Raw genomic sequence first — 26,276 nt, 5'->3', positions numbered from 1 at the left:
CGGAACTAGCGTACATTCTATAGGAAAGTAAATTCCAGCTGGGCTTGGAACGGATGGATTAGGCTTTGAAAAGCATGCTAAACAAAAGGTGCTTCGTATCAGAAGCACCAATGTCCAAGATATAGATTACTCGAAATACTGTCTTGAGACTTTTTACAATGTAACCGTTTAAAATAACGATTACATTCCTATATAAATTAACTATTCTCTGGTTTCCAAGAAGAAAAGCGTCTTTCAATCATACCTAATAATGAAGTAAGAATGATTCCCGTAATGGTAATGACTAACACTCCAACAAACATACGATCTGTTTGTAGATTTTGTCCATTGCTTGTCAATTGATATCCGATACCAGCTGTCGAAGCGAATAATTCACCTACAACTACAGCAATCAGTCCTTGCCCGATACCTAAGCGAATACCATTTAAAAGGAATGGTACCGTGGAAGGCAATGCAATCGTTTTAAAAATTTGGAATTCACTTGCATTAAAAGTTCTTGCTGCTTTTATTAAGTTTTGATCTAATGTTAACATAGCTTTTTGAGCGCTCATCACTATGGGAAAAAAGGCCATCAAAAATACTATAACAATTTTTGATGCTGGCCCTATTCCGAATGCAATGATAATAACGGGTAAAAGGGCAACTTTAGGAGTTACATATAATCCTGAAATAAAAGGATTAACTACTGCATTAAAGTTAGCATTCCAGCCAGACAACACACCAATTGGAATTCCAATAAGTATTGCTAAAACGAAGCCTGCAACAAATTCGTAACCACTTACTTTCATATTTTCCCAAAAAGAAATTTCTTGGACCATTAAAACTGCCGCTTGAGCAATTTCAATTGGTGAGCTAATAAACAATGGATTTATCCATTCATTTTGAGAGGCCACTTCCCAAAGTAACAGGAATATTAAAACAGAAGCAACGCTGATAAAAAATGACTTTTTTTCTTTTTTTATTTTCTTCGCCTTTTTTATCTTATGTTTTGATTGTGTAAGTTGGATAGTACCCTTAGTCATAGTATTCTCCTTTCACTTTATTATTTTTCTTTATTATCGAAACCTTGTTTTGAAGACTCCTGTTCAATAATTGACCATATATGGTCCACAATCTTTAAAAATTCTGGGCTACGCTTCACTTGGAGCTCTCTTGGTCTAGGGATATCAACATCCACAACCTCCACAACACGTCCTGGTCTTGCACCAAAAACAAAAATTCTATCAGCTAAAAATACCGCTTCATCAATTTGGTGTGTAATAAAAAGACTTGTCTTTTTTGTCTCATCCCAGATTCTAAGTAACTCACCTTGCATAAATTCCCTAGTTTGTGCGTCTAATGCCGAAAATGGTTCATCCAGTAATATTAATGACGGGTTTACCGTTAAAGCTCTAGCCAAGTTTACCCTTTGCTGCATCCCCCCTGATAATTCATGTGGATAATGATTTTCATAACCTTTTAAACCGACCATTTCAATAAATTCTTTGGCCTCTTTCTTTTTCTCTGCTGTTACTTGCTTTAATAGTTCAACTCCATAGAGAACATTTTCCAAAACTGTTCTCCAAGGTAAAAGACTCGGATTTTGGAAAACCATTGCCCTATCTTTACCGGGTCCATCAATTTTTTGCTGATCTAATAGAATCTCTCCCTTACTTGGCTTTAGTAATCCAACTACAGTATTTAAAAAAGTTGTTTTTCCACAGCCGCTCGGCCCGACAATACATATAAATTCACCATCTTTGATATTTAAGTTAATATTCTGCAGGGCAATCACTTCTGCACCAGTTTTATTGTTTACGTATGTAACATCCAAAAAACGAGTAGATAATTTGAAATTTTCTTCCAATTGTGCGTTTTCCACCTTAACTATCATCTCCTTTCCATTTTCATTATTTTTTAAAAGCTTCTTCAATATAACTATTTGTCCAAATAACATCTTCAGTAGTATCCTGTTTAGTAGAAACGCCTGACATTTTGCCAAATTCAACTAATGGATCTTGAGCATTATCCCAAGCTTCTTGATTCATTTCGCCATAGCCTTTAAAAGTGTTCTTTAAGCCAATTATTGATTCCTCTAAAATATCAACATCAATCCCGTCAAAATAAGATACGATTGATTCGGCAGCCTCTCTTGGATGATTACGGGTAAATTCCATACCTTTGCCAATTGCTCGAACCACTTTCAAAGATGTTTCCTTATTTTTTTCTAAGTATTCCCTTTTAGCAAAAACAGCTTCCCAGACCATGTTTCCATACATTGGCTCTTCATTTGTATTGATTACAATCTCACCAACATCTTTACTTTCCACTTGTAAACCCATCGGTGGTGATGCTATACCACCGTCAACAATCCCCTCTTGCATTCCGCCAATCTTCGATCCATCTCCTGCTAATTTGACGGTTTTTAGAGTATTAGGATCCACTCCATGTAATTGCATTAAATATCGGGTGTATACATCTCCGGAATCGCCAACAAGGTTTGTACCAATAGTTGCGCCATTTAATGAAGCAACTCTATCTTCAAGTGGTGAGTCTTTAGCAATATTCTTTTTCTTTTGATATTGTTTAGAGAGTGTAATTTGATAGGTTAACGCTGAATTTAAAGATTGAATTGCCAATAAATCTTCACCTTTGTCAAGAGGAGTAAACATACTTCGAGGACCTGAGACCGCAAACTGAGCTTCACCTGATAATACAGAAGCGATTACTTGTGCTCCTCCACCACCAGAAACAATTTCAGCTTCAATTCCTTCCTCTTCAAAATATCCTTGCTCAATGGCTACGTACAATGGGGCAACCGACAACAACCGTGCAGGTTCTGTAAAAGTAAGCTTTACCGCTTTTCCTCCTGAATTCCCCTTATTTTCTGAAGTAGTTTCGTCACTCGAACTGCATCCAGTAACTATAAACACCAAACAAAGCAGTACGAACCATTTTTTCTTAAACATATTAGTTACCTCCCTAAATCAATTTTTAGTCAATTGAAATACTCCATAAAAAGATATTACTATTCCTCCTTATTTTAGTTTTATATACAAAACATGATTTTATATACATATCAATTCTAAATCAGCTATCCCAATTGGGTCAATTATAATTTTGGAAAATTTAGATAATTCAGTGGATTTTCGCACAAAAAAAACACTCATTTAGAATCATTGAGTGTTAAGTTCATTCGGATAGATATATGGAATATGCAAATGGAGATCGATTACCCCGTTAGATATAATCTCTTTTTTTATATTTACTTATCGTGCAAAATAACTCCTAATGTGACACATAAAACATTACCGTATGCAAAAGTGTACTTTTACGAACAAAGAATGAATGTTTCTTCATAACTGGGTTTAATCTTCTGACTTACACCTACAAGAATTAACCTATGATCGCGCTGTTAATTTTAGGAAATGAAACTAACTCCCAGCATACTAGAGGCTAGGAGTTAATTTTCATTCTTTATTTTTGAACCTTATCATGTGGATATTCAAGTGAGATACCTCTTTTTAATGCTGATTGTTCATCAATCTAATTTCATGATACATAACATTAGATAGGATTCCTATTTATATGTTCTTATGTACTTCATATAAGTGAAGAACCATTAAAATAATCTCAGGAGACCAGTCACTTCAATAAGCAATAATATATACTGACTAGAGCAAAATAAAGGGCCAATTTTGGTTATTGTAGGAAAATCAAAAAGATAAAGTTCAATAGATGCACGCAATCATCCAAATAAAAAACGAAATATAATATCATTATCGTTATAAGAGGATGATAAACTTTGGATTATTTGATAAAGTATTCAGCGAAAATCTAGTTTAATTGATAATTAAAAGTGCCTTTATCACTGTCCTGTTTTATTCCATTGACGATTAATTTTCTCTGTTCATTTTCTGGGAGGTGGAATGTGACCTGATCATATGGCATTTTATAAGATCCTTTCTTATGAATTGTCACTTGAATCTCACTTTCATCAGCTTCCATTTCAACATTAATGTAGGCAAATGTATGCAAATAGTTGTTTGTTAAACCATCATCTTCATATAATTTGTAAGAGGACTTTCCTTTTCCTTTAGAAGGAAATAATAAAAATCCCCTTTCATCCTCTTTCTTAGTTGCAAAAGTGACTTCTGCTTGATTAATTGGAAGTATTGATCCTGCTTTGGCTAGTATTGGCGTATAGGATAAAGGAGCTGGAATTACAACTGTTTGGCCTCCTTCATACCATTTTCCCGTATGAATGTCATACCACCCATCAGTATTCTTAGGTAAATAAACTTCCCGTTCTCTCTTCCCCTTTTCGACAACAGAAGCAACCAAGAGTGACTCACCTAGCATAAAGTCATCGTTTTCTTCAAAGGTAGTTTCATCATGTTCGAAATCGTAAAACGTCGGTCGGATGATAGGCTGATAGTTATCATAGGCTTCGTGCAGAGCAGTATATAGATATGGAATGATCTTTGTTCTAAATTTAATCAATGCGCTGATCGATTCCAGTGTTTCAGGATACATCCAAGGTTCATTAACTGTTTGGTCGTCATTCCAAGAATGTATAGTAAACCTTGGATGAACAATTCCATTTTGCACCCATCTCACAAACAACTCCGGTTCAGGAGCAGGACCCGAAAATCCTCCTACATCATGGCCAAAATTGTAAATACCTGATAAGCTTAACCCTATTCCCATCTTAATGTTGAATTTCAATGTTTTCCAACTGGTACGATTATCACCTGTCCATGTTTGCACATAACGATGCATTCCCGCAGAACCAGAGCGTGATATTAGATATGGGCGCAATTCAGGATTGTATTCTAACTGTGCTTCATAAGAAGCTTTCATCATAAGGAGGGGCTGGACCGCACGAATTAGCTCAAACTCTTGATTTTTGCCAAAGCCTTGGCAAATAGCGTCTTTGCTCCAAATTTCAAACTCATTATTGTCGTTCCAAGTTGAATCAACTCCATAATACAACAATTTTTCTTTTATTTGACTTTTCCACCAATCATACGAATCTTTGTTTGTAAAGTCTAAATAAGCGCCGATATCATCCCAAAATTGTGCCATTTCAGGTTCTTCTGTCTTACTGTTTGTTATAAACATCTTTTTTTCTTTTAACTCATTAAATAAAGGATGATCTTTTAACAAACATGGTTTAATATTTGCACACAATCGTACATCTTTATCATGAAAATTCTGTACCATCTCTTTAGGAGACGGAAATTTTGAACGGTTCCAATTAAACACATAACGTTTATTGCCGATTGATGTATATCCTGATGACAACTGGAACGAATCACATAAAATATCATGTTCTTCACAAAGCTTTAGGAATTTATTTAACTGCACTTGCGCATCCGGAGCATCAGTGTAACTCATTGTCGATCCAGAATAGCCTAAACTCCATTTTGGTGGAAAGATTGTTTGTCCAGTTAACCACGAAAATTTGCGAGTGACATCTTTAACTTTCGGACCTGCGATGATATAGTAATCTAAATCACCATGTTCAGCTTGATAATATCTGTACAACTCATGATAATTATCAAGCTCTGTACCTAATTCAAAAATAGAGCTGGACAAATTGTCGTAGAAAATTCCAAATGAAAATCCAGTTTTCTTCTGTCTTGTAATATAAAATGGGATATGTTTATAAAGGGGATCGCTATATTCTGCATCGTAACCCATCGCATCAATTGTCTGCATCCGATAGCGCTTTCCATGCTTATCAACTGAGCCCGTTTTTTCACCTAATCCGAAATATTGTTCATTTAAATCGCGCTTTAAATAATGAACTATGTCCTGACAAAGTGAGCCATCAAAGTTATATGCCTGAGTTTGTCGATCATTCGCAAAGTTCTCCCACTCAGAATTCTCACGATAAAACCAGCTGATCTTAAATCCATTTAACTTCACCTGAATCTTTAAGCGTGAAGTTTCTACTATGAATTCATCATCATCTTGTCTAAATTCATAATTTGGTAGTGAAAAACCGCTTGTATCCAATCGATCACGGCCCTCCAATGGAACGTCTGCTTGTCCTGGTGCCACACTCCAGGTTTTATCAAGTTTTAATTTTTCTCCATTTGTAAATAAGATTCGAATGATGTCTTTTTCAAGCACCATAATTTTTGCATATGTGTTTCCATCTAGTAATTTAAAGTCAAGAATATTGTTATTCTCTTTAATGAAAGTAAACTGATAGTTCTCCTTAATGCTCATTTGATATCTCCTTCTCTGTGTGTATATTATAAATCAAATAGTATAAGATTAAGCTAACATCAGAGATGCTCTCTAATAGCTATTTACTGCATTTAATAAAACGCATACAAAAATAATTAAGAAATTTTTTCATCACGTCTCCTCTTAGGTTTAGTTTAAGTCAAGCTGATTATCTTTATTTCTTTCTTTTAAGTCTGCTACAATTTTACTGTATAAATTATCTGTAAGATTATAGAAGAAAAATAGAATAATTAATCCAATAATATTGAGGGCTGCTGGAGCGAGAAATAACAGTCCTTTAAGACCTAGCAGTGTATCTGCAGACTGTTGAATATTTGGAACATATCCAATAAGCCCTAGCGCTACCCCTGGAATAAAACCAGCGAGAGCCTGTGCAAGCTTTCTGAAGAAACTGTACGTTGAATAAACAATCCCTTCTGTACGTTCTCCTGAATTCCACTCATGATAATCAATAGAATCAGCAATCATTACCCACGGTAGACCAAGTGCAAACGATAACCCAAAGTTTCCCAAAGAGAAAATAGTTAAAAACGTAGCCGTACCTGTTGGCAATACAAAATTTAATACATCACTAGCAATACAAACCATAAGTCCAAGCATGAAGGTATTTTTCTTACCAATTCTTTTTACCATTGTTGGAATGAACATTGAACCAACTACAGCGAGCCCAATACTTAAAAATGATAGTATTGACATAAGTTCCGGATTCTTTAAATTGTATTCTAAGTAGTACAATTGAACAGCGTTGCGAATATTGGATGAAGTAATCATGAACAAAGCTGCTAAACACAATACAATAAGAGGTCGATTTGAAACCAATGCCTTGAATAACGTAGACAGCGGTACCTTTTCATTTTTTGGTGCTCTAATAACATTTTCTGTTGTATTGTGATAGCAAATAAGATGAAATATTATTCCGAATATCACCATTACAGATATAGCAACGATGTATCCTACTTCTTTATTAGCAAACTGAACTACAATAGGAATAACTGCCATTCCAGAAATAAGAAGTGCCATTTGACTACCAATTGCTCTAAATGAACCTAAAGATGCTCGATCAATTGGATCTTGCGTCATGGCAGCAGATAATGATCCGTACGGGATATTAACAATTGAATAAGCTAGACCAAACCCCATATAGGTGATAAACGCCCACACAATCTTCCCATTATCCGAAAAGTCTGGAGCTAAGAATGAGATGACCGTCATTAATGCCAGTGGAACAGTTCCCCATAAAATGAACGGGCGGAACTTTCCTCGTTTTGAGAAATTTGTTCTTGAATCTACAAATGCACCAACACTTGTATCTGCAAATGCATCGAAAATTTTTGAAATTAAAAACACCAAGCCTCCCCAGTAAGCGGAGATTCCTAAAACATCTGTATAAAATTTCAGAAGGTATAACTGTCCCATATCAAACATAAGCCCGTTTCCAATATCACCAAAACCGTAAGACAACTTTTCTTTAAAAGTGAGCTTTTTAGAAGCGGTGACCGCTGTCTTTTTAACAGGAACCACTGGTAATCCCATATAACCATCCCCTTCTTTCCCCATATATAACCCCTGTATTGTAAACCTTTTCATAAAGAAGCAGAAATAGCGTGTATTTTAACCCTTAAGCACTATCCCCCCTTTGATGCTTGCTATATCTTTAATAAGCAAAAAGAGCATTCCCTGTATTAACGCTGTAAGAAGTATTTCTCTGCATTGTAATAGGAAATATTTTCAATCAGTGTTTGAAGAAGCACATTATCGTTTGGAACCCTTCCTTGTTCTACCCATTTCCCGATTAGGTTGCATAGGATCCGACGGAAATAATCATGTCTTTCATAGGAAAGAAAGCTGCGAGAATCTGTCAGCATACCGATAAAATGACTAAGTAACCCGACGTTAGCTAAATCTTTCAATTGTTTCTCTATTCCATCGATGTGGTCGTTAAACCACCAAGCTGTACCAAACTGAACTTTTCCTGGAACACCTTCTTCATAGAAATTCCCCATCATGGAGGCTAATACCGGATTGTCTTTAGGATTTAAATTAAATAATACGACTCTTGGCAACGCATCTTCTTGGTCAAGCGCATCAAGAAGATGGGATAATCCTCGTGCGATGTTTGCTTCTCCAATTGAATCAAACCCTGTATCCGAGCCCAAAAGATTTTTCATTTTTGTATTATTATTTCGCATAGCCCCAATATGTAATTGCATCACCCATTGTTTTTGAGCGTACATTTTCCCTAGTTCTTTTAGAAGAAAAGATCGATACTTGATCAATTCTTCTTGTGAAAGCGACTCTCCATTCATACGTTTTGTAAAAATTGTTTCTGCCTCTGCTAGAGTTACTTTTTTATACTCCATGTAAGGAATATCGTGATCGGCTGCCCTGCCTCCATTTGCATGAAAAAAGTCAACTCGGTATTGAAGTCCTTTAATTAATTCTGCTAAAGATGTCACTCGTTGATGAACTACTTGCTCTAGCTCCTTTAACCAATCTTGAAAAGTTGGACGTTCAATAAACAGTGCTCCATCAGGTCGAAAGGTTGGTACAACCTTTGTTTTAAACGTAGAATCATAGTTTAATAATTGGTGGTATTCAAGAGTAGATATAGGGTCGTCTGTAGTACCAATAAATTGCACATTAGATTTCTTAATAAAAGATTGAGGTGTAAACTCCGTATCTTGTAATTTTTTATTGCATTCTTCCCAAATTTCCATCGCGGTATCGGGACTAAGTCTTTTATCAATGTCAAAAAAGCTCTTTAATTCCATATGAGTCCAATGGTAAAGTGGATTTCCAATTAAACATGGTACCGTCTGAGACCAAGCAAAAAACTTTTCCCAATCACTGGCTTCTCCTGTTATAAAATGCTCCCCTATACCATTCATTCGCATCGTTCTCCACTTGTAGTGATCGCCTGCTAACCATAGTTGAGTAAGGTTTTCATAATGTTTATTCTCAAAAATTTCTTTTGGATCTAAATGGCAGTGAAAATCAAAGATTGGCATTTCTTTTGCAGTATTTTTATATAAATGAACTGCTGTAGGTGTGGAAAGTAAGAAATCGTCTCCTAAAAAATATTTCATATTATTTTCCTCCTAGGGGAATAAGATTAAATTTATAAGATTAAAACTCTCAATGCAAACACTTTCATTTTTGGTTAATTTAATTTGTTCGATTAGTAAACTAATTAATTATAAGATGTAATTTATCATGTTTATAAAATTCAGTCAATTAAAATTCTTTAATTAAGTGTCAATATTTTTCAAATGAAAATGCTATAATAAAGAGCAATGTCAGTTAAGATTTGGAGGACACATTTATGCCTACTGGTGATGCAGCTTATATCAGGAAATTAAATCGATCTTTAATTATTAGTAAAATTGTAGAAGCAGGAATAATTTCAAGGGCAGAATTGTCTAAGATTACAACATTAACAAAAGCCACTATTTCAGTACAGATTGCAAGCTTAATTGATGAAGATATAATTATTGAGACACAGCAGGATCATTCAAAAGTTGGAAGAAAACCTATAATGCTATCTTTAAATGGAGCAGCAGGATATGCATTAGGTATTGATTTAGATTATAGTCAAATCTCTTTCACTCTTTCTAACCTTCATGGTCATCCTGTTTCGTCAGATACTATTAAAATACATACGACAAGTTATTCGGATATCTTTGATTTACTAGTTGAAAAAATTAATAAATATAAAAATGAATGCCTTAAGTCTAGATACGGACTTATTGGTGTAGCAATTTCAATTCATGGTCTTGTCTCTACAGATGAACTCATTCATTTTATTCCTCGGTTAAACTGGTATGATGTGGACTTAAAGAATGATTTAGAAAAAGAGTTAAACGTTAACGTATATCTTGAAAATAATGCAAATCTTTCAGCTTTTGCTGAACGAGCCTACACATATCATAAATCTGATAATTTGGTATGCATAACACTTCGATCAGGTATAGGCCTTGGTATATTAATAAATAACAAATTATCTAAAGGACATGATGGCTATGCTGGAGAGATTGGTCACATGATTATCCAACCAGGAGGAGACCTTTGTGCTTGTGGGAACAAAGGCTGCTGGGAAAGATATGCTTCTGAGTCTATCTTTTTAAAACAACTTTCTAAAGAAAAACAAGTTAGTAATATAACTTATAAACATATTGAAGAATGGCTTAATCAAAACGATACTGAACTACATAGACAAATGGAAAACTTCCTCTATTATATTTCAATCGGTTTGAATAATATCATCAACATATATAACCCTGAAGTTCTAATAATTGATAGTGAATTACTTTCTCTATACCCAGATTCTATAAATGAAATTAAGAAAAATCTTTCTTCCTCCACAATTCATTATCGAGAATTATTAATATCCTCAATTGGAGAAAAAGCATGTGAATTAGGTGCCTGTGCATTGGTGATAAAGAATTTTCTTGAAATTACGATGCCTAACTTTGTATATCCTGAATCAATAGAAGATATTAATTCACTGAATAATATGTCTGTCAAAAAGTTATAGGTTAAGGATTCTTTCTGACAGAAAACTAGGCTGATACTTTCCTAACAGCTATAAAAACCGTAAAGCTTTAGTAAAAATAGCTTTATGGTTTTTATTTCCAGATACATACTCTTATTTGTTAATACAGAATTAAACCTGAATTTTAGCTGCTGAACAGCCCTTAATCTACTAATTGAGATAAAGACTCCCTTCTATAAGAATTCCCAATTATTTCATTTGTAAAATTTCACAAATGAACAATAACTTAATAACCAGAACATATGTTTGTTTTCACTTACAAAAGAAGAAAAGATTCAATTAATGGGATTTGGTTCTGGTGCAAACATAATTGAATTTGAAGAGAATATACCGTCAAGTCATTTGATTTTTCCCCATCACTCGACTTATCGTCCGATGAACACGCCGTTAGTGAGAGCGCTAACATTAAACATAAAAATATGAGTTTGCTTATACTTTTTTTCATTTCCCACACTCCCTTTTAGGTATATCCTAACTTACTGGTAACTTGGCCTCTAAACAATCCACAAAACAGTTTAAACTATCCGAAATTATGAACAACGACTTGTATAAATACGCATAAAACACCGATACCAAATGGTCGGTTTTATTCTGCCTTTCCAATAAAAAATGGGATTGCCTCTATTCTTTTAAAGGAGGCTATCCCATTTTCATTTATTTTACGAGGAGAAATTGTTGCTGCCTTGAATTGCCCAACACATTCCGGAAGAGTAGACATTAATAAAGTAATCAATGAATACCTCCCCTGCGTCTTAGAAACGGCTGAAAAGATTAGCAATAACCTTGAATTCGAAATTATCCAATAAAACAAGAGGGATTTTTTCAAAATCTAATTTAGGTCTTGATAATCTTGTGAATCTCTATTACAACGAAGTTAGTTCATGAAAACTTATCCATGTAATGTGGGGAATATTCTACATTGAAATCATTGTGCTTTTCCAAGTTCATTGTCTTCGCCACTTTTTTGCTTATTTCTCTTCTTTATTATTACGTGATAATAAATATAACAGGCTACCATGAAAGGTATACCACAGTATAGCCCTAGTCTTTGATTAGGGATAAAAATAAGGCTAATTAACACAATTCCGTATGATACGAATCCCAAGATCGGAACGAGTGGATAAAGGGGTGTTCTAAATTTCAAATCTTTTACATTACCACCTTCTGCTATAAACCGTTTTCGAAAAAAGAACTGTGATGCACAAATAGACATCCATACGACAATTGTAATCACACCAGAGATAGAAATAAGCCATACATATACAGTTTCTGCAGCCACGACACTAGTAAGAAGTGAGAGGGCCGATATGGATATCGTGATAATCAGCGCATTCAACGGAATACCTTTTGAAGATAATTTACCTACCAAAGATGGGGCCATTTCAGTTTTAGAAAGTGACCAGAGCATTCTTGATGCTGCATACAATCCTGAATTAGCTACAGATAGAACAGCGGTAAGGATAACAAAATTCATAATATCTGAAGCATATGGAATTCCAATCATGTCAAATACGGAAACAAACGGACTTTCAACCAACCCGGCAGTTTTCCACGGTATTAGTGCAACAAGTACAACCATCGCCAAAACAAAGAAAAACATGGTACGCCAAATGATATTTCGAATGGAGCGAGGAAGTGTCTTGTCTGGATTTTCACTTTCTCCAGCAGCGATACCAATGAGCTCAGTTCCCTGGAAAGAATAGTTCACAGTAACCATTGTTAAAAATATGGCGAGAATCCCATTTGGAAAAAGGCCACCGTCACCTGTGAAATTCGAAAAAAATGGGGCAGATTCATCACCTTTTAAGTTAAGGAAACCAAACATAGCTGCACCACCTAGGATTATAAAGAGAACAATAGCAGTCACCTTAATGCTAGAAAACCAAAATTCTGTTTCTGCAAAGCTTCTAGTGGACAATGCATTGATTGAGAATACGATAATTCCGAATACCATACACCAAATCCAAACCGGAACTTCCGGAAACCAACGCTGCATAAGAATACCTGCAGATGTAAATTCTAATCCAATCGTATTTGCCCAACTTAACCAGTAAAGCCAGCCAATCGTAAATCCGGTTGAAGGACTAATAAATTTCGTAGCATATGCTTGAAAAGAGCCCGAACTTGGCATAGCTACTGTTAATTCACCAAGACAAAGCATAACAAGATACATAAGAAACCCACCAAGTAAATAAGCAAGAACAGCTCCTCCGGGTCCTGCCTGACTAATTGTAAATCCTGAACCGAGAAATAATCCAGTTCCAATGACACCACCAAGTGCAATCATGAACAAATGTCTGCTTTTCATCGTGCGCTTTAATTCATCGTTTTCCTTAGGTACCATTCCCATTTTTTACCACTCTTTCTTATATCATTAAATAAAACATATTTTTTTAATATTACGATAATTATTACGTGCACATTTCTTGGAAAGTAGTTTATATCTACTTTTATTCATATTCATTACCTGTTGCAAAAAACTACATAAACTATTTAGCATCTCCTAAATAATTCGATAGCAATTAAAAGCTTAATAAACATTAAATTTTTAGGGAAGATAGGAAGGAATAAAAGCTACTCTCTCCTTCCTATCTTCTGAAGCCATTACATTTCCGGATCTATTTACTTAAAATTCCCTCATTTTTTTTTAATAACTTAAGAGTTACATTTCTCAAAAGTCCGGGTAAAATGCCAAAAGTATAAGGTTTATAAACCCGTTCTGTCCATTTATGAGCGTCTTTTCCATATACCCCGATATTAATAGACGGAATATTAAGATTTCTAATATCCTTTATAGGCAAAGGATAAATGGACTCCCATTCTGGGAAATTATTTAATAACGCCAGGATGTCCTCGTCAGTTTCGTGCAATGATAAAAAGCTGCCATCTGCCAAATAGGGGAAGAACTTTTTCAGTGCAAACTTTTCGTCGGTTTCTTTTGCTACTTCAGCTAATACTTCTTTTAACGCATTTTCCAGATTAGCGTCCCTCTCATTATCTTGATTTAAATAGTTGTGTGGAAGATAAGGTGGCGCAAAAAACATGATGACCCGAGGCTTTTTATTCGGATCAAGTTCTTGTAAGGCTTCGACAATTTTGAAGCAAAGCATTCTTGGCTCTAAATTTTCATTCTCATTAAACACTGTCTTCATTCTGTCCGATGTATTGATACCCATCTTTTCCAACTCATCCACATAATCGGCTAAACTCGTTACTTCAATATTCCAGGATAGTGTTTTCGGTGGCAACCCTGTGCGCATGAGAAAATCGTTGTAATGCTCGAATAGAACATGTTCTGTTTCCCTGCAGGCCTCAATTGCAACAGCAGTTAATTTATCCATGACTTCTTTCGTCGTCGCTTTATAAACAAAGTAGTTAAAATATAGGTAGGTACTAGTAGCGGTTTGAACATTGTAAAATTCTTTTGTATCGCGTTGATACAAACAAGAAGGCGGAAGAACCAATTCACCATCAATATTTTCGGCTAGATCCAGGTTATTATGCACACGGCGCGTTATCTCAGCCGCAATAAAGTTTGGATCAATACCGGATAACGTGTCACCTACGTGGGCCTCGCGACCATAAATATAGAAACTCGGCAGAAGCTTTCCTGCTGCTCCCGTATAAATATAGCGGTGAGGGTCATTATCATATAAGGGAGTAATAAAGTCATCATTAATAGCTACCGTATAAGACAATCCTTGCTCCTCTTTCAATCTATTCAACTCAGCAATGGCAGATATCACTCCCTTATGCTGGCTCTCTTCATCAGGGTTCACCATTAACAGAATATTACCCGTTAATTCTTCGGGATGTTCGGAAAAGTGGAGAACATTGGCAATATGTATTGCGATTCCGCTTTGCATGTCAACGGACCCTCTTCCAAACAGCCACTCTCCTGATTGAGCATCTTTTTGTACATCTTTGTCAAATTCATACATTTTGAAAAAATCCTCTAACGCATCCGGATTCATCGCATCTTTTTTCATGTTGCTATAATCTTCAATACCAACTGTATCCAAATGCGAATGGTAAATAATTGTATCTTTTGTCTCTGTTTTCCCTTTGACTAAAGCAAATATATTTTTCCGGCCCAGTAGATCGTTTGGAACCGGCTGTTCCCATACTTGAGATGGGTTTTGTTGAAAATACGGAAAGCCTAGAAGAGTTTCTTTTACAAAGTTGGCTACTTCCACCTCGCCAATTGTTCCATTAATGCTGTTAATACTTACAAGAGCACGTGTAAGTGTTTCTACTTTTTCAGGCATTGTCATGTTGTAAATTTTGTTGTACATGATTGTTATCTCCTTAAAAAATTTTTTATTTATTAGTTGCTAACAAATTACGCTTTATTGAATGGACAAATTGCTCCATTCGGTCTAATCCTTCTTCAAGCGTTTCAATAGAAGCCGCATAAGATATCCTTACGTACCCTTCTCCAAACTCTGAAAACGCATCGCCAGGAACAACTGCAACACTTGTCTCTTGGAGCAGCTTCAGCGCAAAATCAAACGATTTCATCTTTGTACTTTTTATAGAAGGGAAAACGTAAAAGGCACCATCTGGTTTGACCACATCTAAACCCATGTCGGTAAGCCGTGTGCAGATGTACTCTCTTCGTTTTCGATACTCTTCAACCATCTGGCTCGGATCATCCTTCCCTTGGGTTAAAGCTTCGATTGCGGCATATTGGCTAATTGTGCTGGCACATACTGAATTATAAAGATGGACTTTTAACATTTGGCTAGATAAATAGGAAGGCGAAAAAGTAAAACCAATTCTCCAACCTGTCATAGAATGAGATTTTGCAAGTCCGTTAATGACGATGGTTTTCTCCCTCATACCTGGAACAGAGGCAATTGAACAATGCTTTTTATCATAAGACAGTTCACTATAGATTTCGTCTGATACAACAAAGATGTTTGTATTTCTAAGTACATTAGCAATTTCAAGGATATCTTCTTCACTTAACATACTTCCGGTAGGATTTGAAGGTGAGCAAAGAACAATGCAGCGTGTTCGTTCCGTTAGTTTATTCTTAATCATTTCAGCATTCATTTTGAAAGAATTTTTTGACGTATCAACGTAAACCGGAACTGCTCCGCATAATGTAATTAACGGTTCGTATCCAGGATAAATTGGAGAGGGAAGAATGACTTCATCCCCTGCTTGTAAAATGGTCCGGAACGCACTGTCAATGGCTTCAGTTGCACCGTTTGTTACAATGATTTCATCCTCAGGATTGTAGGTGAGATTGTACTTTTGGAATACATAATCTGCGGCAGCCTTCCGTAGGCTCAATAGGCCGGCGTTATGTGTATAGGCTGTATGGTCTTGTCTAATCGCTGTTATTGCAGCTTCTTTAATATGTTCAGGTGTTGTGAAATCTGGCTGACCTAGGGTAAGGTTGATCGCATCGGAATAATGGATCACCATATTGGAAAATGTCCGTATGCCGGGAATCTTGATGGTTGAGACGCTTTTATTTATCGAATTTTCCATTTGTCCTATCACCTTTATTAAGAATTTTGACCTTACATAATGTTTCTAATTTTCAGCAGGAATTAATGGACGATCGGGTTTGATGAGAAACCATAAGAAAATTGCAAGTCCTATAGGGATGATGTTGATTAAAAGGGTTGTATTCCAACCCATTTCCTGCGCAAACCATCCGCAGATAATCGGGGACGTTATTCCTCCAATGCTTCCCCAAAGGTTCATCCAACCACTGACAGATCCTGCGAATTCTTGACCTAAATCGTTTGCGGTTGCCCATGAAGTAACGATTGGCAGCCCAAGAGCACCAAGTGCTAGTGTCAACCAGACAACGTTCATCCAAGGACTTGTGGAGTAGGCAGCGAAATACAAACCGATAATGAAAAAAATGAATCCGATCAATGCTAGACTACCTCGAGCCTTCATTCGTGAGTTTGTTCTCTGTAAGATGTTATCCGATACGGCGCCTCCAGCTAGAACAGTGAAACAAATAGCCAGCCAAGGGAAACTTGCAGCAACCCCCATTTCTTTTAAAGAGAAATTTCGTGCTTCCATTAGATAAGTAGGTAACCATGTTAAAAAGAAGGTGTTCATATAGATGACGACAAAGTATTGTATCCCAACCGCCCAAAATCGGATGTTTCTAAGATACATCTTCCACGGGGCGGTCTTTTTTTCTGTTCCGGTGATGCTTCGATTTTCACATATAAGAACTTTTTCTTTTTCAGAAATCCAAGGATGATTTTCTGGTTTATCACGACCAACAATATACCAAATTAAGCCAATACCAATGCCGAGAATAGCGAAACTATAGAAAACGCCTTGCCATCCAAAAAGCAGCATGATAGCTACTGAAACTCCTGGTGCTATAACAGGTCCGAAGAAAGAACCAGCTAATAATGCACTTGCCGCTCGTCCCTTTTCATGTTTTTGGAACCAGTATGAATTGAAGACAGCGTTGGCTGGATACATCGGACCCTCTCCAACACCAAATAAAAACCTTACAATGCATAATACAACGTAAGAAGTGGAGGCCGCTGTAAGTGCTGTAAATGCAGACCACCAGGTAATCGCTATTATAATGATTTTCCTTGACCCGAACCTTTCTGCCAGCATACCCCCTGGAATTTGAGCAATACAATATCCTGCGTAAAAGAGGGAAGACAAAAGCCCAAATTCAACTTTGTTCATATTTAAAGCATCCATCATCGGTTTAGCGACCACAGAAAGGTTGGCTCGGTCCATGTACGCTATCAAACCTATAATAAAAAAGATCAATCCCATTCCCCAACGTAATCCAATTTTTCTTTCCTTCCCTTGAGATTCAGCGACTAATTCTACCTGCTTTTCGATTTTCACTTGTTTCATCTTTTTATCCACTTCCTTTATAAGAATTGATAACTGAAAAAGTATAAAACAGGATTATGTTGGGAGCCTAGGTGAGAAATAAGTATTTTTAGTAAATCGCTTAATTCTGATTATTATTTAACATCTTTTCCCAAAGAGGATCGAACCGACGAAGGTATCTTTCAACACCTAACTCTTGCAACTCTTGACGTCGTTTTTCATCTTCTTCTTCTTCCTTTTTGCCAATCTCAATAAAACTTAATGTTTCTTGTTGTGGAACAACTAACAGGCCATCATTACTTCCAACAATAATATCCCCAGGGTTAATGATGCATCCTGAAATGGATACAGGTACATTTACGTCGCCACCAATACTATAGACTTTGGTAGTTAAAGGTGAAATCGCGTAAGAAAACACGGTGAATTGCAAATCATTAATTATTTTAGTGTCGGTAACAGGCCCGTTAATAATTGCAGCAATGGCTCCTTTTTCCAGCGCAACTCTTGTCGTAATTTCTCCCCAACATGCAAAACGCTCTTCTTCGTTCATATCAATCACAACTACATCACCAGGCTGCACTAAATCCAGTGCCTTATAAACTAATAGACCGTCATTTGGTGGGATTCGGACCGTCACTGCCGGACCAGCAAATGTGTTTTCAATCGGGAATAAAGGCTTGATTTTCTTAGTACTGATTAATTGGAAATTCAAATGATGCCCATAGTCACTTGGTGAAATAGTGCCCAATTGCTTTACTTCTTCAAGTTTAGGCCTTGGAGTTTTAGAATTTACCGTTATCATTGCATTCATCCTTTCTTTCTTTGTAAGCGGTATCGCTTCTTGCCACACTCTTGTGACTCGTTGTATTCTTGTTGTATATCATATGTATACAACAGATAAAATAATTAGTCAATGTATTCTGAATTTAAATGAGCGATACTTATGATAGAATAGAGTAAGAAGTTAATGAGATTCTATTTTTGATTTGTTTTTACATACTATTAATACTTTTTAAAAAAAGGATAGATAAAATGAGCATACCTAAACGACAATTTTTAAAAGATAAAGCTTATGAAATGATAAAGAAACTACTTATGAATGGAAAGTTGTCTCCAGGAAAATTTATTTCTGAGGGGGAACTTAGCGAACAGTTAGAAATGAGCAGGACCCCCATTCGGTCAGCCCTTCAGCGATTAGAACATGATGGCTTTGTCCGTATTCACCCAAAACAAGGTATCTATATACGCGATATTTCTGTAAAGCAGGTCAATGAAGTATATGAAATAAGAATTGCACTGGAAACCTTTGCGTTACGGAAGCTTTCACATAGTATTGAAAAATGGCAACTTGAAGAACTTTATGACATATTAAACCAGCAATACGAGTATATAAAAAATGAAGATTCCCATTTAGCACTTGAATGCGATATGATGTTCCACCTTAAAATAATGGAGTTTAATAAAAATGAACAAATGTTTGAGATGTTTAAAAGCATTAGAGACAAGCTGGAATTTTTCGGAAAAGAAGTGTTGAAAAAAAAATTAGATCGCCTCAAGCAAACATATGATGAACACGTACTAGTTGTAGAGGCACTGGAAAAAAACAACACGGAAGAAGCAGTTCGTCATATGGAAGAACACTTACAATATGGCAGAAAAACACTCCTGGACTCATGACTGTTTGGAACTGATGGTGTTTCATTGTCGGCGGCCAGGTTACAAGAAGGAATTTTTATGCCTTGACACATCCTTACTTTTAAAGGAGCTTTGCATTCCTGTTACACGAATGGATGCTAGAGAACAACAACTGATGGCCGGCATATAGTCAATAAGGGTAATGCCTTTTATACTATCCTTGAAGGGAAAGGAATCGAAATATAAGAAGAAATTGATTTTATGCTGTAGGTTGATGGCGTGGCGTTTGATCAAAGTGATCCCAACATTTTTAACAGTAACAGGCTGCATCCAGCGTTTACATGAAAGTATTGACCGGATCTCCCCCATCCGACCTAATTATTTGGAATCGTTTTCAGCATAAGATGTTAAATCCTATCTTTATGTCATGGGAATTTTAATACACTAGGTTGATAAAGACTTAATATATAATTCGGATTTTATGACATAGTTGATTGGAACTGGTGTGCGAGACTCCTGCGGAAAATGCGCGTCCAGGTAATCTACGGTCATATTTTAAAAACCTAAAAAAACTGTAAACAAACTCCATTATTATCGAGTTTGTCTACAGTTTGAATGGAAATCACAAAATGATTTCCATTTTTGTTTTGAATACTATTTTGTTTTAAGGTACCTCGATTTCTTATATCAAAATATACATAACCCTACTGTAATTATTACTTTTCATACATTTCAAGAGGCAAATCATCCGGATCACAAAAAAAAGTAAACCTTTTTCCTGTTAACTCATCAACACGGATAGGTTCGACTGGAATGTTATCTTTTTCTAAATTTTCAATAGCTCGATGAATATCTTCCACTTCAAAAGCAAGATGTCTAAGCCCTCTTGCTTCTGGATAACTTGGACGGTGTGGGCTATCCGGAAATGAAAACAATTCCAGCTGATATTCCCCTCCCACCAATAAATCTAATTTATAGGACTTCCTTTCTGCCCGATAGTTATGAAACTTCCCTTACATGTAGCCAGCATCGCAAGATTGACACACCCTTTGCAGAAACCCACCTATTGCTTCTCGTAAAAACTTCAGCGGCAAACTAAAAATAATAGTGGATAAGGCTGAATATAGGTATAATGGTTTGTTAGATGATTTCTCGTTACAATTTATGGATGAAATATGTGATAAATCAATATTGGAAGACCTAATCCACTAAGCCCCCTATCCATTTTTCCGCTATATTTTAGATTACATTTTATTAATATAATTCCCCTTAATACCTTTCATACTTTCGGTGTCTTTTGCGCAAAGGTTTTGCCCGTTACCTTCTTCATGAACATTCCTTTCCTAAATGCTATATCCCTTCCAAAGATAGCCACATTCTGACGGTCAGGACCGAACGCTTGCCGTTCCATTTCAAAACGGTCTGTACAACTCCGAGTGAATCGGCATTGTACCTTCCGGCTATCCTCTGATATGCTTCGAGCCCATATATCCCGTCCCTATTAAAATCTACGGATATAAAGCAGATATAGGATTGTCCCATCCTGCTATCGGTACCTTCAAAACACCATACTTGTATAGTAATGAATCACTATTCTGATATCATACGTATCCAACTTTCATCCCAACTTTTCTTTATTATCAATATAGAATTTTTATGCAGGAATTTTGTGGATAGCTTGAGAGTTTTTTGAGATATAAATATAAAAAGCTAAGTATTACACTGCTGTCATGACTTGGGGTACAGGCATGACCTTAAACGAGAAGCTATGAAACTCAAAAGAGTTTTCAATAGGTGGTGAATCAAATTTTCCGAGTTATTACTTTCTTCTTATTGAAAAATATCTCAATTTATGTCAATTGAAACCAAATTACGAGTTTGTTATCTTAGTTAATGAACCGGTTCATGACTATTTTCAGTATGAATATTAGGCACAATAAAAGGAGAGATGAAACCATGACACAAGAACGTAAATCAACAAGCGCAGTGGAGCAGTATGCTAATCTCATTCCCATGAGCGAAATTGATTCGAACGCAGATCAATTATTTCCTTTTCCAATCTTTAATAGTTTACGACAAAAAACTCCTGTAAGGTACGACGAGGCTCGAAGCTGCTGGGATGTGTTTCGATATGAAGACGTTCATTATATTCTAAAAAATCCAAAACTGTTTTCATCGGAACGAGGCGCTGGAACTCTTCAAGGAAGCATTTTGACAATGGACCCTCCTAGACACACGAAAATGAGAAACTTAGTGAACAAGGCATTCACTCCTAAAGCAGTGAAGGATTTAAAAAATAAAATCGAAGAGGTGACACTTTACCTTCTCGATCAAGTTAATGAGAAGGGGACTATGGATCTCGTTCATAATCTTGCTGGTCCGTTGCCTGTCATTATAATTGCCGAATTATTGGGGGTCCCTGCTAAGGATCGGGATCTTTTTAAAACCTATTCTGATGTTCTCGTGGAAGGGGCCAAAGATGGTTCAAATGAAGCCTTCCAAATAATGGAACAAAAACGTAAGGAAGGAAGTGGGTTTCTTAAAGAATATTTCAAAAAAATAATTTTAGAGAGAAAAATTAATCCTGAAGAAGATTTAATTTCGCTATTATTAGCGGCAAAAATTGATGGGGAAAAATTAACAGAAGACGAGGTACTATCTTTCTGTATTTTATTATTAGTTGCGGGCAATGAAACAACAACTAATTTAATTACAAATGCCGTACGCTATATGACAGAAGATGAAAACATTCAAGAACAAGCTAGGACAAATTTGCCTTTAATACCAAAATTGGTAGAAGAAACACTACGCTTTTATCCTCCAATACAGGCAATTGGCCGTGTTACAAAGGAACATGTCAAAGTTGGGGGCACAACAATCCAAAAGGGGGAACAAGTAATTTGCTGGGTCGCTTCGGCAAACCGGGATGAACAAAAGTTTACAGAACCTAATCGGTTTACGTTAGAAAGAAAATTAAATCATCATTTGAGTTTCGGGTTTGGTATTCATTTTTGTTTAGGTGCCCCGCTTGCACGTCTAGAAGCAGAAGTAGCTCTCGTGACACTATTAAGTACATTTGCAAAATTGGAAGGTGTAAAAGGGACTCAGCTGGAGGCGATTCCAAGTCCGTTCGTTTTTGGAGTGAAAAGTCTTCCTTTAAAATTCACAAGATAATGAGCCTTGCTGCCTAATAATATAAACGAACATAGATTAGGTAATACAAAAACCTATTAATAACAAAAAATGAATTTTTTTATATAATCTCAATGAAAAAAGGAGTATATTAAATTACGACCTTTTTCATTGAGATTATTTGAAAGCATTTGTCGGAGATGTAGTAGTTTCGTCACTTGAACTGCATCCAGATACTATAAACACCAAACAAAGCAGAACGAACCATTTTTTCTTAAACATATTACTTACCTCCCTAAGTCTTTTTTTTACTTAATTCCCAACTTTGAGAACACAATTGAAAATTGTCCATTAGAAATATATATTTCCAACTCTCATTATGTTTTATAAAAAAAACATAATTTCGTATACATATCAATTCAAAATCAGCTGTCCCATTATGGTCAATTGTAATTTTAGATAATTCAGTGGATTCCTGTACAAAAAAACACTCATTTAAATCAGAGTGTCCTTTAACCCTTAAGATACAATTTTCTGTTTCAGTAAAAATAACTCTTCTGTTCCATCCTTCAAATATAGGAAAAAGACATAGTTGTCTGTCCATTAATGCTTCCTCAAATTGTAAAGTTTGCAATAAAAGAAGTGAAATCAGTACTAAGAATATGTTTTTGTTAAGGTTAGTCCATTATAAACTCATCCCCCATTGAATCATCATTAGTACAATCATGGGTACTTGCACTGTACCAATGTAAAATTGGATACCCGGTCCCCTTCGACCCTCTGGATTACGTTCCTGATTATAAATTATTTTTGGAGTTGCTGATAGCCGAAGGCATTGCTGAGCAGGAGCATATCAGTATAATATTTTAGCATTGTTACGGACACTACAAAACCAAGAACAACTAACAATGCTTTTAATTACACATGATCTTGGAGTGATTGCAGCATTAGCAGATGATGTTGCAGTAATTTATTTTGGCGATATCATTGAATATTCCGATGTTTATACTTGCTTTGATTCTCCTAAACACCCACATACGAAACAACTACTCGAAGCAAGATTATAAGGGGAAAGTGATAATATATTGGACGTCGTAGCAATTAATAAAACATATACACAACGAACATGGTTTAAATTTAAAAAGACTTCGCATCCTATATTTAAACATATCACATTTTCAGTGGCTCCTGGCGAATGCATTGCAATTGTTGGGAAACATTAGCCAATATTGTATTAGGTATTGAATCTGCAACATCCGCGACATGTTCGCGTATGCAAATAGCTTTCAAACAAAGCAAAAACACCGTTAGAATAATCCAAACGGTGTTTAACTAGTTTTAATCTTGAGTATGGAATATATACCCGGAAAAATTTCTCTTATCAATACAAATAATAATTGGCACCTATCATAAACGCTAATTTAGGAAAATCAGAATTCAAACTCCATAAAATATCCATATTACAAATATTCCCCTTCTTTCTCTTAACTAATGCAGTTGATCTATCTTTAGAGGAGTTCAAGAATTACAAAAACGCAAGATCAAAATAGAATCTGATAAAAAACTTAATAGGTGATGACGGTTATCTACAGAAGTTGGATTTAAAACAAGTGAAACGACTATAGGAGAAATACCGGTGGCAAATATAGGCGTTTTTTACACTAAAACAGAAGTTGGTCCTCTATTTGATCAATGCGTTGTTTCAACAGTATCAACATGCTTTACATGCTTATAATTGAACCCAATAAACAGTACCGAAATAAATACAAAAAATGCACCCACAATGAATGGTACACTTGGGTTGTAAATTTCCGATAGTTTCCCTGCTGTAAATGGTGCAATAGCTCCTCCGATAAAACGCAAGAAGCTGTATGCAGCAGAGGCAGTTGAACGTTCAACAGGTGCTGCATTCATAACAGCTGTCGTAATTAATGTATTATTATTCCCCAATAATGCACCAGAGAAAATTACAGCAGCGATAACTACCCATTGGGTTGACGTCCAGATGCCCATTGCAATCAATACGATAGCAAACAAGATCAACATTATACTCATAGATCTAATTGTTCCAAACCATTGCTGAAGCTTTGGAGCCATGAAAACAGAGGTGATGGCCAGTAGTATACCCCAGCCCAAGAATACAAAGCCCAATCCATGCTCATCTAGACCCATGACGAAAGGTGCATAAGCCAACAAAGTGAAGAACCCAAAATTATACAGAGCAGCTGCAATTCCAAAAACTAAGAGAGAGCGGTGCTTCAAGGCCCGAAATGGATCCATTAATGATGTTTTGGATTTTACAGTATTTATTGGCGTTTTTGACGATGGCATTAATATAAAAAGACCAATAAAAGCTATGACCATCAATGTGGCGACTCCGAGAAATGGACCTCTCCATGACATAGCGCCTAACCAGCCGCCAATCAAGGGACCGACCGAGATTCCAAGTCCGATTGCTGCTTCATACAGAATGATGGCTTTCGCCGTTCCGCTATTTGAAAGTGACACAATCGCTGTTAAAGACGTAGCAACAAAAAGTGCGTTACCAAGGCCCCACCCGCCTCGTAGTCCAACGAGTGTCCAGATATCACTCGAAAACCCTCCTAATGCAGAAAATAATGCAATGATTACGATACCAGTAAGCAGTGTCCATTTAATGCCAATTCTTGAAGAAACAGTACCGGTAATCAGCATTGCAACGGCCATAACAGCATTATAGCTGGTGAAAAGTAAAGTTACTTCACTATGCGAGGCGTTTAATTGTTCGGCAATTGCTGGCAAGATTGGGTCAACAAGCCCCAGCCCCATGAATGCAATAATACAAGCAAAAAAGACTGCCCATACTGCCTTGGGCTGTTTAAGAAGACTTCCCTCTTCTTGAATAGTTGGTTTTGCGTTACTTATAACAGATGAACCCTTTTGAGTTACGGATTTCATATACTTTCCTCTCCTACTAAATATTTTGTTTGACTGATTCGAAACAGGAATATTTTCTAATAAAAAATTGCAATCTGTAGTGATCCTTAATCACTAAAAATACCCCGTTACTATCAATTAGTAGTTTGATTCTCAATAAATTTCCAGATGGCTAAGCGTACCCTTGTCTGTTCATGATTTCATGAGTATGCATGCATCCATCTATCGTGTTAAAAATTGAAGACAGGAAAAAACAGTTAGCTAGGATTCAATTTATTGAAATCATTAATTAATTATTTATTTATATTATTCATAATTAGCTCCCTTTTATATTTATTTTTTTAACAACCATTTAATTGTACCATGCAACTATTTGATTGTATAATACAACAAAAATCCAAAATACTCCAATGTTTTTTTCTTAATTGTGGTAAATTGACAAACGCTTACGGTAGGATAGAATAGTGTTTATAATGGCAATTGTGAGGTGTTAAAAGAAATGAAAGAAAATCCACTGGAAACTATAGAGCTTGAAATGGCGGTTTTAACTCGCCGTCTCACATCTATTACAGCTGATAAAAGAAATGCTATTCTAGATCGTTCTGCCTATCTTTTGTTGCATCAACTATACCTTCAAGGTTCTTCTGGAGTAAAAGCTTTGGCAGATGAATTCCAATTGGATATTTCCACCGTAAGCAGACAAGCTGCAGCTCTTGAGAAAAAAGGATATGTGGTCAAAGTTCCAGACGCTATGGATGGGAGAGCCTACTTCTACCAAATAACTGATTTTGGAACAAAGATGTTAGTTGAATATAAACAAGGACGATTGGATCGGGTAACAAAATTGCTGAACGGATGGTCGGATGAGGATTGCGAAAAGTTTGGAGATCTGTTGAGAAAATTTAATCAATCTATAATGAGAAAAAAAACAGAATAAAAAATACTGAATTTATAACGT

17 protein-coding genes and 2 pseudogenes are annotated in these 26,276 nt (G+C 36.0%); 4 read left to right on the top strand and 15 right to left on the bottom strand.

Annotation, left to right across the window (positions count from 1 at the left end):
• Window positions 1–197: 197 nt before the first annotated feature.
• The 6 genes from ACQKMH_RS20465 to uxaC all read right to left on the bottom strand — a co-directional run bounded on the left by ACQKMH_RS20465 (window position 198) and on the right by uxaC (window position 9,326).
• Window positions 198–1,022 carry an ABC transporter permease gene (locus tag ACQKMH_RS20465; protein ID WP_427589232.1) on the bottom strand — a complete coding sequence of 275 codons (825 nt, stop codon included), beginning with the start codon at window positions 1,020–1,022 and terminating at the stop codon, window positions 198–200.
• A 20-nt stretch (window positions 1,023–1,042) separates the two neighbouring features.
• Entirely contained in the window at window positions 1,043–1,936 is an 894-nt protein-coding gene (locus ACQKMH_RS20460; RefSeq protein WP_427589231.1) for an ABC transporter ATP-binding protein, read from the bottom strand.
• Window positions 1,890–2,948 carry an ABC transporter substrate-binding protein gene (locus tag ACQKMH_RS20455; RefSeq protein WP_427589230.1) on the bottom strand — a complete coding sequence of 353 codons (1,059 nt, stop codon included), beginning with the start codon at window positions 2,946–2,948 and terminating at the stop codon, window positions 1,890–1,892. Before ACQKMH_RS20455 ends, ACQKMH_RS20460 begins: the two co-directional genes overlap by 47 nt.
• 868 nt (window positions 2,949–3,816) lie before the next feature.
• The gene (locus tag ACQKMH_RS20450) at window positions 3,817–6,219 is read right to left on the bottom strand and encodes a TIM-barrel domain-containing protein (RefSeq protein WP_427589229.1); all 2,403 of its coding nucleotides are present in this window, start codon (window positions 6,217–6,219) and stop codon (window positions 3,817–3,819) included.
• Window positions 6,220–6,369: 150 nt separating this feature from the next.
• Window positions 6,370–7,797, bottom strand: coding sequence for a glycoside-pentoside-hexuronide (GPH):cation symporter (locus tag ACQKMH_RS20445; protein WP_427589228.1), 1,428 nt, complete (start codon window positions 7,795–7,797; stop codon window positions 6,370–6,372).
• Between the two features lie 125 nt (window positions 7,798–7,922).
• Complete coding sequence (uxaC, locus tag ACQKMH_RS20440) at window positions 7,923–9,326, bottom strand: glucuronate isomerase (RefSeq protein WP_427589227.1); 1,404 nt, start codon at window positions 9,324–9,326, stop codon at window positions 7,923–7,925.
• Between the two features lie 236 nt (window positions 9,327–9,562).
• On the opposite strand from uxaC, the gene ACQKMH_RS20435 reads away from it, so the two are divergent.
• Window positions 9,563–10,774: an ROK family protein gene (locus ACQKMH_RS20435; protein WP_427589226.1), complete on the top strand. Its 1,212-nt coding sequence runs from the start codon at window positions 9,563–9,565 to the stop codon at window positions 10,772–10,774.
• 604 nt (window positions 10,775–11,378) lie between these two features.
• Here ACQKMH_RS20435 and ACQKMH_RS20430 read toward each other — a convergent pair.
• The 6 genes from ACQKMH_RS20430 to ACQKMH_RS20405 all read right to left on the bottom strand — a co-directional run bounded on the left by ACQKMH_RS20430 (window position 11,379) and on the right by ACQKMH_RS20405 (window position 18,485).
• Window positions 11,379–11,525 (bottom strand): hypothetical protein, encoded by a 147-nt coding sequence (locus ACQKMH_RS20430; protein ID WP_427589225.1) that lies wholly within the window; start codon window positions 11,523–11,525, stop codon window positions 11,379–11,381.
• A gap of 192 nt (window positions 11,526–11,717) precedes the next feature.
• The gene (locus ACQKMH_RS20425; RefSeq protein WP_427589224.1) at window positions 11,718–13,142 is read right to left on the bottom strand and encodes an amino acid permease; all 1,425 of its coding nucleotides are present in this window, start codon (window positions 13,140–13,142) and stop codon (window positions 11,718–11,720) included.
• A 268-nt stretch (window positions 13,143–13,410) separates the two neighbouring features.
• A complete protein-coding gene (locus ACQKMH_RS20420) occupies window positions 13,411–15,087 on the bottom strand; it encodes a M20/M25/M40 family metallo-hydrolase (RefSeq protein WP_427589223.1) in 1,677 nt (558 codons plus the stop codon).
• 25 nt (window positions 15,088–15,112) lie between these two features.
• On the bottom strand, window positions 15,113–16,294 hold the full coding sequence (locus ACQKMH_RS20415; protein WP_427589222.1) for an aminotransferase A: 1,182 nt from the start codon (window positions 16,292–16,294) through the stop codon (window positions 15,113–15,115).
• Between the two features lie 45 nt (window positions 16,295–16,339).
• Window positions 16,340–17,656 carry an MFS transporter gene (locus tag ACQKMH_RS20410; protein ID WP_427589221.1) on the bottom strand — a complete coding sequence of 439 codons (1,317 nt, stop codon included), beginning with the start codon at window positions 17,654–17,656 and terminating at the stop codon, window positions 16,340–16,342.
• Window positions 17,657–17,756: 100 nt separating this feature from the next.
• Window positions 17,757–18,485, bottom strand: a complete 729-nt coding sequence (locus tag ACQKMH_RS20405) for an RraA family protein (RefSeq protein ID WP_427589220.1) — start codon at window positions 18,483–18,485, stop codon at window positions 17,757–17,759.
• A gap of 182 nt (window positions 18,486–18,667) precedes the next feature.
• On the opposite strand from ACQKMH_RS20405, the gene ACQKMH_RS20400 reads away from it, so the two are divergent.
• Window positions 18,668–19,312: a GntR family transcriptional regulator gene (locus tag ACQKMH_RS20400; RefSeq protein WP_427589219.1), complete on the top strand. Its 645-nt coding sequence runs from the start codon at window positions 18,668–18,670 to the stop codon at window positions 19,310–19,312.
• 674 nt (window positions 19,313–19,986) lie between these two features.
• Here ACQKMH_RS20400 and gloA2 read toward each other — a convergent pair.
• Window positions 19,987–20,268 (bottom strand): annotated as a pseudogene (gene gloA2, locus ACQKMH_RS20395) (SMU1112c/YaeR family gloxylase I-like metalloprotein); the annotation flags it as partial.
• A 281-nt stretch (window positions 20,269–20,549) separates the two neighbouring features.
• A pseudogene (locus ACQKMH_RS20390) lies at window positions 20,550–20,838 on the bottom strand (hypothetical protein); the annotation flags it as partial.
• 388 nt (window positions 20,839–21,226) lie between these two features.
• Between ACQKMH_RS20390 and ACQKMH_RS20385 the strand changes: the two are divergent.
• Complete coding sequence (locus ACQKMH_RS20385; RefSeq protein ID WP_427589218.1) at window positions 21,227–22,444, top strand: cytochrome P450; 1,218 nt, start codon at window positions 21,227–21,229, stop codon at window positions 22,442–22,444.
• 1,647 nt (window positions 22,445–24,091) lie between these two features.
• Here the strand turns inward: ACQKMH_RS20385 and ACQKMH_RS20380 are convergent.
• On the bottom strand, window positions 24,092–25,339 hold the full coding sequence (locus ACQKMH_RS20380; protein WP_427589217.1) for an MFS transporter: 1,248 nt from the start codon (window positions 25,337–25,339) through the stop codon (window positions 24,092–24,094).
• A 478-nt stretch (window positions 25,340–25,817) separates the two neighbouring features.
• On the opposite strand from ACQKMH_RS20380, the gene ACQKMH_RS20375 reads away from it, so the two are divergent.
• Complete coding sequence (locus ACQKMH_RS20375) at window positions 25,818–26,255, top strand: MarR family winged helix-turn-helix transcriptional regulator (RefSeq protein WP_427589216.1); 438 nt, start codon at window positions 25,818–25,820, stop codon at window positions 26,253–26,255.
• Window positions 26,256–26,276 lie beyond the last annotated feature (21 nt).

Origin of the sequence: Peribacillus sp. NPDC097895, assembly GCF_050277555.1 — a bacterium.
GTDB lineage: Bacteria > Bacillota > Bacilli > Bacillales > DSM-1321 > Peribacillus.
The sequence above is the reverse complement of the archived record's forward strand: the minus strand, read 5'-3'. Positions and strand labels throughout refer to the sequence as shown.

Coding starts and splice junctions, on each gene's coding strand:
- ACQKMH_RS20465 (WP_427589232.1), bottom strand. CDS start 1,022: ATGACTAAGGGTACTATCCAACTTACACAATCAAAACATAAGATAAAA.
- ACQKMH_RS20460 (WP_427589231.1), bottom strand. CDS start 1,936: ATGTTATTTGGACAAATAGTTATATTGAAGAAGCTTTTAAAAAATAAT.
- ACQKMH_RS20455 (WP_427589230.1), bottom strand. CDS start 2,948: ATGTTTAAGAAAAAATGGTTCGTACTGCTTTGTTTGGTGTTTATAGTT.
- ACQKMH_RS20450 (WP_427589229.1), bottom strand. CDS start 6,219: ATGAGCATTAAGGAGAACTATCAGTTTACTTTCATTAAAGAGAATAAC.
- ACQKMH_RS20445 (WP_427589228.1), bottom strand. CDS start 7,797: ATGGGGAAAGAAGGGGATGGTTATATGGGATTACCAGTGGTTCCTGTT.
- uxaC (WP_427589227.1), bottom strand. CDS start 9,326: ATGAAATATTTTTTAGGAGACGATTTCTTACTTTCCACACCTACAGCA.
- ACQKMH_RS20435 (WP_427589226.1), top strand. CDS start 9,563: ATGCCTACTGGTGATGCAGCTTATATCAGGAAATTAAATCGATCTTTA.
- ACQKMH_RS20425 (WP_427589224.1), bottom strand. CDS start 13,142: ATGGGAATGGTACCTAAGGAAAACGATGAATTAAAGCGCACGATGAAA.
- ACQKMH_RS20420 (WP_427589223.1), bottom strand. CDS start 15,087: ATGTACAACAAAATTTACAACATGACAATGCCTGAAAAAGTAGAAACA.
- ACQKMH_RS20415 (WP_427589222.1), bottom strand. CDS start 16,294: ATGGAAAATTCGATAAATAAAAGCGTCTCAACCATCAAGATTCCCGGC.
- ACQKMH_RS20410 (WP_427589221.1), bottom strand. CDS start 17,656: ATGAAACAAGTGAAAATCGAAAAGCAGGTAGAATTAGTCGCTGAATCT.
- ACQKMH_RS20400 (WP_427589219.1), top strand. CDS start 18,668: ATGAGCATACCTAAACGACAATTTTTAAAAGATAAAGCTTATGAAATG.
- ACQKMH_RS20385 (WP_427589218.1), top strand. CDS start 21,227: ATGACACAAGAACGTAAATCAACAAGCGCAGTGGAGCAGTATGCTAAT.
- ACQKMH_RS20380 (WP_427589217.1), bottom strand. CDS start 25,339: ATGAAATCCGTAACTCAAAAGGGTTCATCTGTTATAAGTAACGCAAAA.
- ACQKMH_RS20375 (WP_427589216.1), top strand. CDS start 25,818: ATGAAAGAAAATCCACTGGAAACTATAGAGCTTGAAATGGCGGTTTTA.